The sequence below is a fragment of the Myxococcales bacterium genome (assembly GCA_016716835.1).
In the GTDB taxonomy this organism is placed as follows: Bacteria; Myxococcota_A; Polyangia; order Haliangiales; family Haliangiaceae; genus JADJUW01.
In genome coordinates, this window is record JADJUW010000002.1 from 573,279 (window position 1) to 587,407 (window position 14,129).

Consider the following 14,129-nt stretch of genomic DNA (forward strand, 5'->3'; position numbering starts at 1 on the left):
AGATCTGCCGCGCCGCGTCCGCGTCGGGCAAGAAAGATGACAGCCCCAGGTGGCCGTGGTACCTAGACGACTGCGCCATGGACGTTAGGTGCGATCAATGTCAGACGGTCTACGAGCTGGACGACGCACGGCTGAAACCGGGCGGCGTGACCGTCAAGTGCACCCAATGTCTTCACATCTTTCGCGTCGGTGAGACGTCGACGCGTGGGGGCGCCACCGATCCGATCGCGCTTGCGACCAACAACCCGGCGGCGCAAAATCCCGTGAGCGCCCCGCGCGGCCGGCAAAGTCGCAACACCAGCCTTGGATTTGGCGCGCCTAACAATGCAGCCTCGTCCAAGCAATGGTTCGTCCGATTCGCCGACGGGGGCACGGCGACGTGTGCCGAACTTTCGACGTTGCAACAATGGATCGTCAGTGGACGGGCCGATCGCGAAGCGTTTATTTCGCGCAATGAATCGACCTGGAAGCGGCTTGGCGACATTCCCGAGCTAGCGCCATACTTTAAGCTCGCCGACGAATTGCATGCGGGCGCCGCGCCGTTGCCAGGACGCGTGCGGCCGGACGCGCGCCCATCGGGACGCGCGGCGAGCGAGAGCCAAGACACCGCCCAGCGCAAGCGTCCAAGTACGGCGGTACCGCAACCACTTGGGCCACAGGCGACCGAGCGCGTCTTTGGCGTGCCGGGCGTGGTCGCCGCGCAAGCGGGAGCCGCTTCGTCACCGGCGGCGGCTGCGGCCGGCGAGCGCGCGGCGCGGCCGTCGCGTGCGTCGGTGCCGCCCCCGGTGCCCGCGGCCGCAATGGCAGCGGCGTCGGCAGCTGCGGCAGCCGGTGTACCTTCAACCTCGCGCGCTCACGAAATACGCCCAAACCCCGAGCCTGGGTTTCGCGGCCGCGCGCGTTTGGCACTAAATACCGACGCGCCGGCGGAAGCTGCCTTTGTGCGGCGCGACGCGGCGCGCAGCGAGCCTCCGCCTGACTATCCCGAGCTGCCAGGCTATGCGCGCGGCGGCGATTCGCGGCTCGGCAAGTGGATCGCCTTAGTCGCGGTGCTGGTGATCGTTGTGTCGGGGTTCGTGGTGGCGCGCATGCTTGGTTTTGGCGGGTCGTCGGGCTCGGGGCCGGTGGCGACGCCAATGACGTCGGGTGATGCCGCCGTGGGCGATGGCGCGCCGGCGCTAGATGGCGCGCAGGACGCCACCAATACCGCGACGTTGCTTGCGGAGGCCCTGGCGTCCTACGACGCCATCTTGGGGCGCGACGTCTTGGGTGAGCTCGAGGCTGCCGCGCTGGAGCTGGGAGCGGCCAGCGATGCAGCGGCGCAAGGCGCGCTGACAAACGCGCAGCGTCAAGGTCTGCAAGCGCGGATGCTTGTTGCCGTGGCTCAGCAACACTTTGATCTCGAAGCGTTAGCGGACGAAGCGGACAAGCGAGGGCGGCGCGATAAGGCGCAGGCCGCCTTGCTTGCGGCCGTGGCCGCCGCGCAGCGCGCGTTAAAAGAAGGCGCCAATCCCGATGCCTCGCTCGCGATGGCGGGGATCGCGAGGCTGCAAAAAAAACCAGCGCGCGAGGTCGAGACCTATTTGTCCGCGGCGGGCGCGCCCGCTTATGCGGTGGCCGTCGCCCTCGAACGCGCGATGGTGGGCATTCGCGATGGCGCGACGGCGGCGAGTCGAGCCGCGCTTGCCAAGCTGGAGGCACAAGGCGCCTCGGCGCGAGGTGAGGTTCGGCCGCAAGTTCGGTTGGCCATGGTGGCGGCGTTGGCGACCGAGACCGAGGCGGCGACTTCCACCGCGGCCGCGGTGCTGGCCGTGGTGCCTACCCACGTTGTGGCGCGCCGCATCGCCGAGAAATTGCATGCCAACGTCGACAATGCGACGACGTCGGCGGATGGCGTCGTAACGAGCGACGGGCAGGGAGAAGAATCCTACGATCGCGTGCTGGCGCGCGCCGACCGCGCTGCCGAGTCCGATTGTCGGACAGCCATGCCGCTCTATCAAAAGGCCTTAGCCATGCGCCCCGCCAGCGTTGAGGCGCTTGCGGGTGCCGCCTTTTGCCATCTCTCGGCAAGCGAATTTGCGAGCGCGCACGCCAAGTTTCGCCAGGCGCTTGCGGTTTCCCGCAAGTTCGAGCCTGCGCTGCGCGGCGTTGCCGAGGCTTATGTGCAACAGGGCCGCACGGCCGAGGCCATCGCGGCGTACAAAGAGTACCTCGAAGTGTATCCGGGCTCGGCAGTGGCCAAGCGCCAGCTCGATCGCTTGGGCGCCGCGGGTAGCGATCGACCAACGCCTACCCCTACGCCAACACCCGCACCCGACGCGCCATCGCCACCGCCCGTAACGCCGGTCGTCCCTGCCGATGCCGCAGCTACCGTGGAGCCGTCCGGCCCCGTCGCCTCACCTGACTAATCCTGGTTAGAAGGCCCGCGATTGCCCGCCATCGACGACAACGGTGGCACCATTTACCCATGACGCCGTCTCGCCGAGCAAAAACGCGACGACGTTGGCTATCTCGCGCGTGGTGCCAAAGCGCCCGCCCGGAATCTCTCGCGCGACAAATTGCTTGATGCCCTCCGGATCCGCCTCGGCGCGGCGATCCCAGCTGCTGCCGGAAAATCGTATCGATCCCGGCGCGACGGTGTTGACGCGAATGCCGTGGCTCGCCCAGTCCCGCGCCAACGCCTTGCCCATGGCGATGACGCCGGCCTTGGCGATGTTGTAGCCGGGCGCGCCTCCAGCCTCGCGACCAAAAATGGATCCGACGAGGACGATCGCGCCGGGGCGCTGCGCCGTCGCAAGCGCGCGCGCCGCGGCTTGCGCGACCCGCATGGACGTCCATAGGTTTGCCGTGAGCGATTGCGCAAAATCATCGTCATCCATCTCGCGGGCATGGCGCGCAAAGGAACGCCCGACGTTGGCGACGACGCCGTCAAAGGGGCCGTCGGCAAACGCGGCCGCGACGCCCTCCGCGGTGGCGACGTCGGCAACCAACGTCGTAAGGGTAGGGCTCGCCAACTCGGTGACAAGCGTCGCCAGCCCATCCGCGCCGCGCGCGACCGCGGTGACGGCAGCGCCCTCGGCGAGCAACGTCTCGACGATCGCACGGCCAATGCCGCGCGATGCCCCAGCCACCAAGATGCGCTTGCCGCTAAGCCCTAGGTCCATGCCGCAACGCTACACGAAACCCACGGGACCACGCTACGCGTCGCCCTCGGCAAACAGCCCAAGCTGCTCGGCGCCGCCGCGGGGCAAGGGGCCGGCGTGAAAGCTCAGCTTGCCGCCATCGTCGAGATAGTTTATTTCGAGCCGCCGGGCGGCAATGGCATCGATCGCGGCGAGGCGCCGCAAGGTCTCTTGCACTAGCTCGGACCACCGCGTCGCCTTCTTGCCGGCGTCGAGCAGGCTCGCCTCGATGTCGCGCACCAGCCGCCGCAGATCTTCGTCGCGCACCTCGGGACGACCCTTGCACACGCGTCGCAGCGCGCGCAGCATCTTGTCGCTGTCAAACGGCTGGAAATGGCCCGCCCGCTTTTCAACCCGCAGCGGCGGCGAACCTATTTTTTCATAGGTCGTAAAGCGACGCTTGCAAGTGCCGCACAGGCGCCGCCGACGCATGCCGTCGGTGCTCATGCGGGTCTCGCTGACTTGGCTGTCGCTGCCGCAATAGGGGCACTGCACGGCGCCACCGTAGCACACCGATAACGGCAACGGAATTTCGTGCCCGGCGGGCCACCCGGGGGCGCTTTTGCGCTATTTGATCGCCATGAACCTCAGCAACCTCAAGATCATCGTTACCGGTGCCGCCCAGGGCATGGGCGCGCACTTTACCAAGCGGCTTGCCGAGGCCGGCGCGTCGGTCGCCGCCGCCGATATTATGGAAGAGGGGCTCGCGGCCTTGGCCGAAGCGACCAAGGGGCTGCCCGGCAAGGTCTTCACCAAAAAGCTCGACGTTTCCAAGGAGGCCGAGGTCACCGCCTTTGTTGACTGGGCGCACGGAGCCATGGGCGGCCTCAACGGCCTCATCAACAACGCCGGCATCTTGCGCGATGGCCTCTTGGTCAAGAAAGACAAGACCACCGGCGAAATTACCAAGCTCTCCGCCGCGCAATGGCAGCAAGTGCTCGACGTCAACCTCACCGGCGCCACGTTCATGGTGCGCGACATGGTCGCGAAGATGGCGGCCAGCGAACAGCGCCCAGGCGTCATCGTCAACATGTCGTCGATCGCGCGCCACGGCAACCGCGGCCAGTCAAACTATACCGCGGCCAAGGCGGCGCTGGCGGCCAATACCGTGACGTGGTCCAAGGAGTTCGCGGCGTTTGGCATTCGCGTCGGCGCCATCGCGCCGGGCATGATCGAAACCCCGATGACCCAGGGGATGAATCAAAAGGCGCGCGATGCGCTGGTTGCGGCAATTCCCGTCGGCCGCGTCGGCGTCCCCGAAGACATCTGGGTCGCGGTGAAATTTGTCCTCGAATGCGACTACTTCAACGGCCGCGTCATCGACGTCGATGGCGGCCTTTCGATGTAGTCTGCGCTAGCTTTTCTTTGAGGCTTCCGGCAGGGTGCCCTTCATGTCGACCCCGGACGAAAACGACCAGGGAGGTGAGGCCCCCGCGTTCGCCAGCGAGCTGCATCCAAGGCTGGCGCAGGAGGTAACCGCCGAAATTCGCGCGGTCGCCGAAAGCCGGGGCGAGGATTCGGCGGTCGTCGACATGACCGAGCTGCTCGCGCTCGATGAGCAGGTCGTCAGCCCCGCGTACGAGCCACTTTCTTTTGACGAACTCCGCGACGCGTGGGCGTTGCTCGACATTCAAGACAAATCCAACGGCCTGCAGCTCCTAGATACCAAGGACAGCGAGGAGTTCTTCACCGCGCTGCCTTCCACCGATCAGGCCCAGTTGCTGCTCTTTTGGCGGCCGAATCAGCGCCGCATGTGGCTGCGCATCCTCGAGCCCGATGACATTGCCGACGTCGTCCAGGCCGCCGAAGAGGACGAACGCGGCGCGCTGATGAACCTGCTCGATGCCCGCACGCGCAGCGAGGTGCATGCGCTGCTTACGTACGAGGACGACGAGGCCGGTGGCCTCATGAACCCGCGTTATGCGCGCCTGCGCCCGCAGATGACCGTCGATGAGGCGATCAGCTATTTGCGGCGGCAGGCGCGTGGTCAGCTCGAAACCATTTATCACGCCTACGTGCTCGACGCCGACTCCAAGCTCATTGGCGCGGTGTCGTTTCGCGAGCTTTTTATCGCCGATCCGCAAAAGACCGTCGCCGACGTCATGACCTCGGACGTGGTGTGCGTCACCGACGAGATGGACCAGGAGACGGTCAGCCGCGTGTTTGCCGAAAACGATCTCAACACCATTCCCGTGGTTGACGCGCTTGGCGTCATGAAGGGCATCGTCACCGTCGACGACATCGTCGACGTGGTGCAGGAAGAGGCGACCGAGGACATCCAGAAATTCGGCGGTATGGCCGCGCTCGACGATCCGTACTTGCAGTCGTCGTGGCTGGAGATGTTCAAAAAACGCGGGGTATGGTTGGTGGTGCTGCAACTGGGCGGCATGCTCACGGCCACCGCGCTTGGGCTATTTCAGCATCAAATCGAAACCGTCGCGCTGCTCACCTTGTTCATGCCGCTGATCATCGCCAGCGGCGGCAATTCGGGCTCGCAGGCGTCGACCCTGGTCATTCGCGCGATGGCACTCGGCGAAGTACGCGCGGCCGATTGGTGGCGCGTCGCGCGGCGCGAGCTAATCATCGGGCTGTCGCTGGGGGGGCTGCTTGGCATCATTGGCTGGGTGCGCGTTTATGCGTGGGGCGCGATGGGGTGGCTCGATCAATACGGGCCGCAGGCGGCGCAATATCTCGCGTTCGCGCTCACGGTGGGCTTTAGCCTGGTTGGCGTGGTGATTTTTGGCACCATGGCGGGCGCGATGTTGCCGTTCGTGCTGCGCCGCCTCGGCGCCGATCCGGCGAGCGCCTCGGCGCCGTTCGTCGCGACGCTGGTCGACGTGACGGGCCTGATTATTTATTTTCTGCTGGCGGGGCTGTTTTTGTAACGGGCTGCGGCCGCACGAGCATGTGGCAGCCGGCGCAGGTCGAGAGCAACTCGCCATACAGCGCGGCGCGTTCATCCTGATCCGTCAAGGCTTCCGCCTTGGTAGCGAGCTGCCTGATGTTGCTCGCCAGCGCACCGACGTCGCCGCGCGGTACGCCGCCGGCAGCGCCAACGGCATCTAGCTTGGTCGTCGCCAGCACCGCGGCCCCCTCGCGCCAGAGCGTATCGGACGGCCCTACAAGGCCATCCCACATGCGCGCCGCCGCCCACTGGTGGCGCTGCATCTGCGCGGGGAGCGCGTCACTAGCCTCGGGGGCTTCCGACCACGTAAAGGCGACGATCGCGCCCTGCGCTTGATGGCAGCCTGCGCAGGCGCGTGCGAGCGCAGGCGCCACGGCCGCCGCGTTTGGCAGGTCTTTGGCTGCTGCGACGTTTTTCGCCGCAGTTTTAAGCGCGGCAACATAAGGCGCCCAGCCCTCGACCTCGGGTTCGACATGGCTGGAGAGCCACGTGGCATAGCCCTGGGCTTCCGCCAATTGGCCGCGCGCGATTGCAAGCTGCAGCGCAGAGACCACCGCGAAATGCTCACGCATGTGGGCCTTGATCTCGGGGCCTTTGGCGTCAGGCGGGACGGCGGCATCACGTGGAAGCGCCTTGCTTGCATCGGGTGGCGGCGGGGTCGGCTCATTTGGCTTGGCAGAGCCACACCCCGCTGCGGCGAGCAAGATCAGCAAAAGGCTAGAATTAGGTTTCATGGCGTACCTTTCGGGCAGCCGCGTTTGGTGCGGCACGTGCCTTCGGGCCCCGCGCCTGGCGCGTTGGTCCGTTGGTAGTAAAATGGAATGACCGCGGTGGTGAAGCCGCCGCGTTGTGGGAACGACCACTTCTTGCTTAGCTTGCGCAGGCAAGCGTCGAGCCTAGCGAGCGGCTTTCCGACGACGCCGGGCGCCATAAAGGCAAAGCGGCGAATGTGGCCGTGGTGATGAATGACTAGCTCCAGTCGCAGCTCGCCCTTAACATCGGGGCCTTTGGCATGAGTAAGCCAGCACTTCTTCACCTCGGGCACGTAGGGCTCAAAATACGTTTCGAGCTCTTTGGCGGTCAGCGAGGGCTTATCGGGCTGGTCGGGATTGGGAGTGGATTGCGCGAGGCTCGGACCTGCTAGGCCCGCAAGCAGGGCCACCGCCCATCCCCAACGCAACAGCGTGCTTAGCGACATGGCCATACGTTACCACGTGCCGTAAGCGAGTCAGACGTCGGTGGACCGATAGTGCCTGGGGCCAACAGACTGCAGCTCGCACGCACCGCCGCAAGCGTGGAGATAGCCTCGCGGTGGCACGAGATTTGCTGCTGCTGGAGGTGAGAACTTAGTCGTGACCGCGGAAATTCCTTCGCCTTATTACGTTGTTGCCGCGCGCTCGCGCTGCCATCGGGCGTGGTGTGTGCTCTTGCTGGTGGGGTGTATTGTCCTGCCCGCGGCGGCGCATGCCGGGGCTCGGCGCAAGGCCAGTCCTGTCGCAACGGCGTTGGTTAAAAAGCATTACCCACGATCGGTTGCCGGGCGCATCGCCAAGGCGCTGCCAGCGCTGGCCGCGTCGTTGATTGCAGATCCCAAAGCGGGTGACGCGATAACCGTGTATCGCGGGCTCAGCGTGGCACCGCAACGATTTGTTGCCACCGGCGTTCGCGGCAAGGCGTCAAATCATTCCGAAAACGGTGAGATCTGGCTATCACGCAATCTTCGCACCGCCTTCGCCTACACCAAACGGGGCCGAAGCGCTGAAGGTACAATCCTCGAACTCAAGCTTCCGACGCGCATGTGGGCACCCGCGCGGTATGCGGCCGCCACGGAAAACAGTTGGGTCCAGCGCACTGAGCTCCCCGATTTGACCCCCTTCATTTCGCGAATCGGTGTGATCGGCGCCGGCACACGTCTCAAGACCGTCAAATGGCATACCTACGACGAGGCGAAGCGCTTAGGCCTGTTTAAATCACCACGGGCCACGCGTTAGACGTTGTTCGTCGTCACGCTGGTTAGCACGCCCGTGTGCTGGCCTTGCCGGGGGGCGGCAGTATCGGCGCGCGCCGGCGCGAGCGGTGTCCGCACATACGTAACTTCGCCGTAGCCGGGCAGGGCGTGGGCCGCGGCAACGTGCCGCGCCTGGTGCTGCGAGTGTCCCAGCAGCTCGTCGCGCAACAGCACGGGCTCGATGCAGACATCGGCAGTCGCGAAGAGCTCCTCCCACGCATGGCGGGGCTTGCTTGCAAACAGCGTCGCGAGTTGTTGCTTGGCGGTGGAGGCATCATCGGCGAGGACAAAGCCTGGTTGCTCGCGCCGCATAATCTCGACAAGCGCGGTGGCAAATTTTTCTTCCAGCGGCGCCACTGCGAGCGCCCCGCCGTCGCTGGTGGCATAGACTTGGTACGTCGCGGCACCTCCGGTGAGCCAGGCGTTGGCCTCGGCATCCGCCGCGCTGGCTGGAGGCGGGTCGGCCACGGCCAACTCTGCGGCGAGCAGCGCAAGCGCGCCCTCGGTCATCGACATGTCGAGATATTGGCCAATCCCGGTCTGCGTGCGCATGTAAAGCGCCGCCAAGATGCCTGCCAAGGGCCAGAGCGCACCGCCCACCAGATCGCCGATTTGTGCGCCTGGCACGCCTGCCTGCGCGCCGGCCTGCCCATTGCCGAGCACGCCCGCGAGCGCAACGTAGTTGAGATCGTGACCCGCGCGATCGCGATAGGGGCCGGTTTGGCCGTAGCCGGTGATCGCGCAATAGATAAGCCGAGGGTTGATGGCGCGCAGGCTGCCGTCGTCGAGCCCCAGGCGCGCCATGACGCCCGGTCGAAAGCTCTCGATGACGATGTCCGCCTTTCGGACAAGCTGCTTGCAGGCCTGCGCGCCCGCCTGGCTCTTCAGATCGAGCGCGACGCTTTGCTTGTTGCGGTTAAGCGCCAAGTAACGCGCGGACGTGTCGCCGACTAAGGGCGGCATGGTGCGCAGGTAGTCCCCGGCGCCGGTGTCCTCAACTTTTATGACCTCGGCGCCGAGATCGCCAAGCACCATCGAAAGATAAGGTCCCGGTAGCAGCCGCGAGAAATCTAAAACCGTTACACCGCGCAGCGCGCTCGCCAGGACTTGATTGTGCATGGCTGGCGGCGCGGGTTTGCGTCGCTTACGCGCGCGCGAGATCGACGATGGATTGCAGCTTCATGGCGAGCATCGGATCGCCCGTGACGAGCAGCTTGCCTTGGAAGTAAAGCTGCATCGCGGCCTGTGGGTCGGCGAGCATGGCTTGGAAGTCTTCGTTGGAGACCGAGATCGTGCACTGCGAGTTGCCGCCGTCGCCCTTGAGGCAAGTCGGTGGCGTGCTGGTGAGATCGACGGTCCATTCGCCGCCGCCGTCGCCGGTCACCTTGAAGCCGTAAATCGCGTTGATTTCCTTGGCTTTTTCTGGAAACTTCTTGAGGCCTTCGGGAATGAGTTGATCAAATAATTGGGTCGCAGATTGTGGCATGGTCATAGGATGTCCTTACGCGAGTGGCGTAGCCGAAGGGATAACGCGTCAGGTGGCGCAGGGTCAAGCGAAACGCCATCGACTCTAGCCGCGTGATCGCTCGGAGCGATACGAGTAATTTATAATAATTACGTATTGTTACGGGCTTTTCGTTTGGCCTGTGCCTCGCGATACTTGTCCGCCCAGCCGTCGACGTTGACCTGTTGGGTACGGCTGAGCGCAAGCGCACCTCGTGGCACGTCTTTAGTCACCGTGGTGCCGGAACCGACGTAGGCACCGCGCCCAACCGTCACCGGCGCCACCAATTGCGAGTCCGAACCGACGAAGACGCCGCTTTCGATCGTGGTCTTGTTCTTGCTGTAGCCGTCGTAGTTACACGTGATCACGCCCGCACCGACGTTGGCATCAGCGCCAATAAAGACGTCGCCGAGATAGGCAAGGTGGTTGGCCTTGGCGCCGGCCATGATCTGCGCCTTCTTGGTTTCGACGAAGTTGCCGAGGTGCACGCGGTCATCGATTTCGGTGCCCGGGCGGCAATGCGAAAACGGCCCAATCTGTGCATTTTGGCCGACCGTTGTCTCGGTGATCACGGAGTAGGGCTTCACCACCGTGCCGTCGCCGATCACGGCGTCGGTGAGAATAGCGCCACAGTCGATCTTGACGCCACGGCCCAAGGTGGTCTTGCCGCGCAGCGCGACGCCGCAGCCAAGCCATGTGTCGGCGCCGATCGCCACCACGTCGGCATCGATATAGATCTGCGCGGGATCTTGCAACGTCGTGCCCTCGCGCATCCAGCGCTCGGCGATTTGCCGGCGCGCCAAACGCTCCACCTGCGCGAGATCGACGCGATCGTTGATGCCCGAGACCTCGGCAAATGGCGCGTCGATCGCGGTGGCGAAGCCACGGGCCGCGGCCTTGGCAACCAAGTCGGTGAGATAGACCTCACCTTTTTTGTTCTGATCGCCAAGCGTTTGTAAATCCGCGCGTAGGTGGCCGAGCCGCACGGCGTAGAAGCCGGCATTGGTTTCGCGAATCTCGCGTTGTGCCGGCGTCGCATCGAGGTGTTCGACGATGGACGCCAAATTTCCCTGCGCATCGCGCACCAGTCGGCCATAGGGCATGTCGCGATCGGGAATGGTTGACAACAAGGCCATGCCCGCCGGCGAGGCCTGGCAGGCGGCAACCAAGCGCTCAATGCTGGCGCTCGTGATGAGCGGCGCATCGCCGCTGAGGATGACGACAATCTGGTCATCGTGCGCGCTCGCGAGCTGCGGCAGCGCGGACTGCACGGCGTGGCCGGTGCCGCGTTGCTCGGCCTGCTCGGCAACCGCAATCGTGCCGACGCCATAGCGATCATCTAGGGCGCCGCGGACGTCGGCCAACTTGTGGCCGAGCACGGCGACGATTTGCTGCGCCCCGGCGCCGCGCGCGGCCTCGATGACCCACGCGATGAGCGAACGGCCCGCGATCGCATGCAACACCTTGGGCAGCTGTGATTTCATGCGCGTGCCCATGCCCGCGGCAAGAATGATAACAATCGGTTGTGCCATGAACGGCCCATATATCACGGGGCGTCGTCACCCCCAAGGCATCGAAAAATAGAAAAATACCGCGTAGTTGTTGTGCGCAGAAGCGGCGCTTTCTGCGCCAATGTAGGTGTAATCGCACCGGAATTTGTCAATTAAGAGCTATCGAGCCGGCGCTCGCCACACCTATAATAGACAGACGTGGGGAACCAAGAACTGCCAGACGAAGTGCCCGACCAAGCCGCCGGACGTGTCCGTGAAAGGCAAAAGTTCAAGGTCCTATGCGTCGACGATGAGACCCTCAACCTTGACTTGCTCGATCGCGCCCTGCGACGAGGGTTCGAGGTGTTATTGGCGTCCTCGCCGGAGCGTGCGATTACGTTGCTGCGCGAAAACTCCGATATCGCGGTGGTCGTCACCGACTATCGTATGCCCGGCATGACCGGTGCGGAGCTACTCGCCGCGTCCGCCAAGTTGCGACCCGATGCGCGCCGAATCGTCGTCACGGGCTATGCCGATACCGACAATATTTTGGCGTCGGTGAATAATGGCGGCGCGCAATACGTGCTGCGCAAGCCATGGAAAAACCAAGATCTGGTCACCATGATTGATCACTTGGTTTCGGCTTATGAGCGCGAACATGGCGGCAAAGAACTGGTCAACCAGCTCCGACTTGCGAATCAAAAATTTGAGCGCCACGAAGAGCGGCTCATCCAAGCGCTCGACGATCGGACGCATGATCTCGACCTGGCCCAGGCGGAGCTCGATCGCATTGTTAAGCAGCAAGAGGCGCTGTCGTTTCGCGACCAGCTCACCGGGCTCTATACCCACCGCGCATTTCTTGAACGCCTAGAAGAGGAATGCGCGCGTTGCCGCCGTCACCCCGAGGCCTTCAGCGTTTTGATGGTGGCGGTCGATGGCCTGCCGTCGATCAATCAAGAATTCGGTTATGCGGTCGGCGACGAATATTTGCGGCGGATCGCCAAGGTGCTTGGGTCGGCGGATCCAACCAGCCGGCTTTCAGACATCACGGCACGATATTCGGGCGAAGAGTTCGTCTTGCTGCTGCCGTCGACGGCCAAGCCAGGCGCGACGACCAAGGCGCTCAAGATTCGCGAGAGCATTGCGCACGCCGAGTTTCCAACCGAGCGCAAAGTAACCGTCTCGGTCGGTATTGCGAGCTTCGCCGAAGATGCCGACAATTCCGAAGGCCTTATTGCTTCCGCTAAGTCGGCGCTGCGAGCCGCCAAGGCCATGGGACCCGGGCGCGTGCGGGCGCACACCCGGGACGAGCCGGGCGGGGCGACCCATTTGCTGGACAATGCGGTTCCCGTCGCGGTCGACGTCGCCGCCGCCGCGCCGCTGTCGTCGGTGCTCGTGCGCATGGTCGAGGAAGATCATCTGCGGCCGTATCATGAGCGCATCGCCGAGATCTCCCTGATGTTGCAGCGCGGCCGCGCGCTGTCGTGCCTCTATGTCGATCTTCGTGGCCTTCAGCGCATCGAGACCGACCTCGGCGTGGCGCATCACGCCCAAGTCTATGAAACCGCGGGCCGCGTTCTGTTTGAGCTGCGTGAGGGGCTGCTGGGCCGCGGCGATGTTATTTGCCGTACCACCGATGATGACGCGTACATCGTGTTTCTCGAGCCGCGCAACGGCATGGCGAGCGACGGCGCCGAGGCCTTGGCCTTGGCGCTAGAGGCCGCGGTGGAGTCGGCCCTGACGCCATCGGTGCGCAAGCTCTTGCACGACGTGCCGCGCACCGTGGTCGGCGTGGCACGCGTGCTCGGCAATTCGATGTTGCGGCCTGAGCGGTTGATCGCCCGCGTGGTGACCGAGGCTGCCGATACCGCGCGCTTGGCGCGCGAGCGGCGCGCCGTGCGCGAAAAGGCGATGCTGCAAGATATCATTCTCTCGGACGGGCTGACGCCGGTTTATCAGCCGATCGCACATCTCGAGACCGGCGAGATCTTCGGCTTTGAGGCGCTTACGCGCGGCCCCAAAGGCACGCCGCTTGAATCGCCCGCGACGCTGTTCTCGATCGCCGACGAGGTGGACCTAACCTTCGAACTCGATCGCGCATGTTTCCGCGGCGCGCTGCGAGGGGCGGCGACGCTCGAGCCTGTGCATCGCCTGTTCGTGAATTTGTTGCCGGTTTCGTATTACGACTCGGCCTTCATCAAGGCCGAGGTGAGCGCCTTGCTTGAGATGGGCGCGGTCACCCCTGCCAACATCGTCTTCGAGATCACGGAAAAGCTCGCGATCGAGAATTTCTCGTCGTTTAAGCGCGCGCTCGCCAACTACACCGCTATGGGGTTTGGCGTCGCCATCGACGACGTTGGCACCCGACATTCAAATCTCGAGACGGTCATGGCGCTGCGCCCTAACTTCATCAAGCTCTCAGACGTGCTAACCCGTGGCGTGGCCAACTCGACGGTGAAGCGCGAGATGGTGCGGTCGCTCAATCGCATCGCCGACGCGATTGATTCGGTGCTCGTGGCCGAAGGCATTGAGACCGCGGATGACCTGCTCGTGTTGCGCGATCTTGGCGTGAAGTTCGGCCAAGGCTTCTTCTTGGCGCGGCCAGGGCCCGCCTTTCCCAAACTCACGCCAAGCGTCAAGCGGGCGATTCGCTCGCAGGTGGAACAACGCGTGGTGATTGCGGCGCCACCCGCCGAGTTTGATGAGCACGGTGACGTCGACATGGACATCTCGCGCGAATCGCAATTGCCGGCTGGCTTCGCGGCGAGCGTCGAAGACGACTCGCGTGCGACGGGCGATCTTTCGACCATCGCCGATCAAATTATGGCGCGCGCGCGGCGTGTGAGCAGCAACAGCGGCATCGTCGAGACGGCGGAAGAAGACCGCACGCTCAACGGCAAGACCGCGCTGCGCTTGGTGGTGCCGCCCGTCGATGACGAAGGCGACGCGTCGTAACCAGGCTATATAACCGCACGTGCGCGATGACGTCGTGCTCAAGCCTACGGGGTAGGCCTCGGCCATACATGCGCGGGCAAGGCCG

The 14,129-nt window shown here is 64.4% G+C and carries 12 protein-coding genes; 5 read left to right on the forward strand and 7 right to left on the reverse strand.

The features are described 5' to 3' along the window. Positions 1 to 77 precede the first annotated feature (77 nt). Positions 78 to 2,408, forward strand: coding sequence for a zinc-ribbon domain-containing protein (locus IPL79_17280; protein MBK9072732.1), 2,331 nt, complete (start codon positions 78 to 80; stop codon positions 2,406 to 2,408). A 6-nt stretch (positions 2,409 to 2,414) separates the two neighbouring features. On the opposite strand, the gene IPL79_17285 is transcribed toward IPL79_17280, so the two are convergent. Further along, positions 2,415 to 3,164, reverse strand: a complete 750-nt coding sequence (locus IPL79_17285; protein MBK9072733.1) for an SDR family oxidoreductase — start codon at positions 3,162 to 3,164, stop codon at positions 2,415 to 2,417. A 33-nt stretch (positions 3,165 to 3,197) separates the two neighbouring features. Continuing rightward, positions 3,198 to 3,677: a transcriptional repressor NrdR gene (nrdR, locus tag IPL79_17290; GenBank protein ID MBK9072734.1), complete on the reverse strand. Its 480-nt coding sequence runs from the start codon at positions 3,675 to 3,677 to the stop codon at positions 3,198 to 3,200. A gap of 85 nt (positions 3,678 to 3,762) precedes the next feature. Between nrdR and IPL79_17295 the strand changes: the two genes are divergently transcribed. Both IPL79_17295 and mgtE read left to right on the forward strand, forming a co-directional pair. Then, positions 3,763 to 4,530, forward strand: a complete 768-nt coding sequence (locus tag IPL79_17295) for an SDR family oxidoreductase (GenBank protein ID MBK9072735.1) — start codon at positions 3,763 to 3,765, stop codon at positions 4,528 to 4,530. Positions 4,531 to 4,714: 184 nt separating this feature from the next. After that, on the forward strand, positions 4,715 to 6,067 hold the full coding sequence (gene mgtE / locus IPL79_17300) for a magnesium transporter (protein ID MBK9072736.1): 1,353 nt from the start codon (positions 4,715 to 4,717) through the stop codon (positions 6,065 to 6,067). Here the strand turns inward: mgtE and IPL79_17305 are convergent. Then, positions 6,033 to 6,821, reverse strand: coding sequence for a hypothetical protein (locus IPL79_17305; protein MBK9072737.1), 789 nt, complete (start codon positions 6,819 to 6,821; stop codon positions 6,033 to 6,035). The two genes, mgtE and IPL79_17305, sit on opposite strands and share 35 nt — an antisense overlap. Next, the gene (locus IPL79_17310; GenBank protein ID MBK9072738.1) at positions 6,818 to 7,285 is read right to left on the reverse strand and encodes a hypothetical protein; all 468 of its coding nucleotides are present in this window, start codon (positions 7,283 to 7,285) and stop codon (positions 6,818 to 6,820) included. Before IPL79_17310 ends, IPL79_17305 begins: the two co-directional genes overlap by 4 nt. A gap of 154 nt (positions 7,286 to 7,439) precedes the next feature. Here IPL79_17310 and IPL79_17315 point away from each other — a divergent pair, with 154 nt between their 5' ends. After that, entirely contained in the window at positions 7,440 to 8,078 is a 639-nt protein-coding gene (locus tag IPL79_17315; GenBank protein ID MBK9072739.1) for a hypothetical protein, read from the forward strand. On the opposite strand, the gene IPL79_17320 is transcribed toward IPL79_17315, so the two are convergent. From IPL79_17320 to glmU, 3 genes are all read right to left on the reverse strand, one after another. Next, positions 8,075 to 9,214 (reverse strand): CoA transferase, encoded by a 1,140-nt coding sequence (locus tag IPL79_17320; GenBank protein ID MBK9072740.1) that lies wholly within the window; start codon positions 9,212 to 9,214, stop codon positions 8,075 to 8,077. The genes IPL79_17315 and IPL79_17320 overlap by 4 nt on opposite strands. A gap of 25 nt (positions 9,215 to 9,239) precedes the next feature. Continuing rightward, positions 9,240 to 9,581 (reverse strand): SCP2 sterol-binding domain-containing protein, encoded by a 342-nt coding sequence (locus IPL79_17325; GenBank protein MBK9072741.1) that lies wholly within the window; start codon positions 9,579 to 9,581, stop codon positions 9,240 to 9,242. Positions 9,582 to 9,709: 128 nt separating this feature from the next. Next, a complete protein-coding gene (gene glmU, locus IPL79_17330; GenBank protein ID MBK9072742.1) occupies positions 9,710 to 11,131 on the reverse strand; it encodes a bifunctional UDP-N-acetylglucosamine diphosphorylase/glucosamine-1-phosphate N-acetyltransferase GlmU in 1,422 nt (473 codons plus the stop codon). Positions 11,132 to 11,308: 177 nt separating this feature from the next. On the opposite strand from glmU, the gene IPL79_17335 reads away from it, so the two are divergent. After that, the gene (locus IPL79_17335) at positions 11,309 to 14,044 is read left to right on the forward strand and encodes an EAL domain-containing protein (protein ID MBK9072743.1); all 2,736 of its coding nucleotides are present in this window, start codon (positions 11,309 to 11,311) and stop codon (positions 14,042 to 14,044) included. The last annotated feature ends 85 nt before the right edge of the window (positions 14,045 to 14,129 follow it).

Bases quoted from the DNA above. Each gene is read 5' to 3' on its own strand.
- IPL79_17305 (MBK9072737.1), bottom strand. From the start codon at position 6,821: ATGAAACCTAATTCTAGCCTTTTGCTGATCTTGCTCGCCGCAGCGGGG.
- IPL79_17310 (MBK9072738.1), bottom strand. From the start codon at position 7,285: ATGTCGCTAAGCACGCTGTTGCGTTGGGGATGGGCGGTGGCCCTGCTT.
- IPL79_17325 (MBK9072741.1), bottom strand. From the start codon at position 9,581: ATGCCACAATCTGCGACCCAATTATTTGATCAACTCATTCCCGAAGGC.
- glmU (MBK9072742.1), bottom strand. From the start codon at position 11,131: ATGGCACAACCGATTGTTATCATTCTTGCCGCGGGCATGGGCACGCGC.
- IPL79_17295 (MBK9072735.1), top strand. From the start codon at position 3,763: ATGAACCTCAGCAACCTCAAGATCATCGTTACCGGTGCCGCCCAGGGC.
- IPL79_17285 (MBK9072733.1), bottom strand. From the start codon at position 3,164: ATGGACCTAGGGCTTAGCGGCAAGCGCATCTTGGTGGCTGGGGCATCG.
- IPL79_17280 (MBK9072732.1), top strand. From the start codon at position 78: ATGGACGTTAGGTGCGATCAATGTCAGACGGTCTACGAGCTGGACGAC.
- IPL79_17320 (MBK9072740.1), bottom strand. From the start codon at position 9,214: ATGCACAATCAAGTCCTGGCGAGCGCGCTGCGCGGTGTAACGGTTTTA.
- mgtE (MBK9072736.1), top strand. From the start codon at position 4,715: ATGACCGAGCTGCTCGCGCTCGATGAGCAGGTCGTCAGCCCCGCGTAC.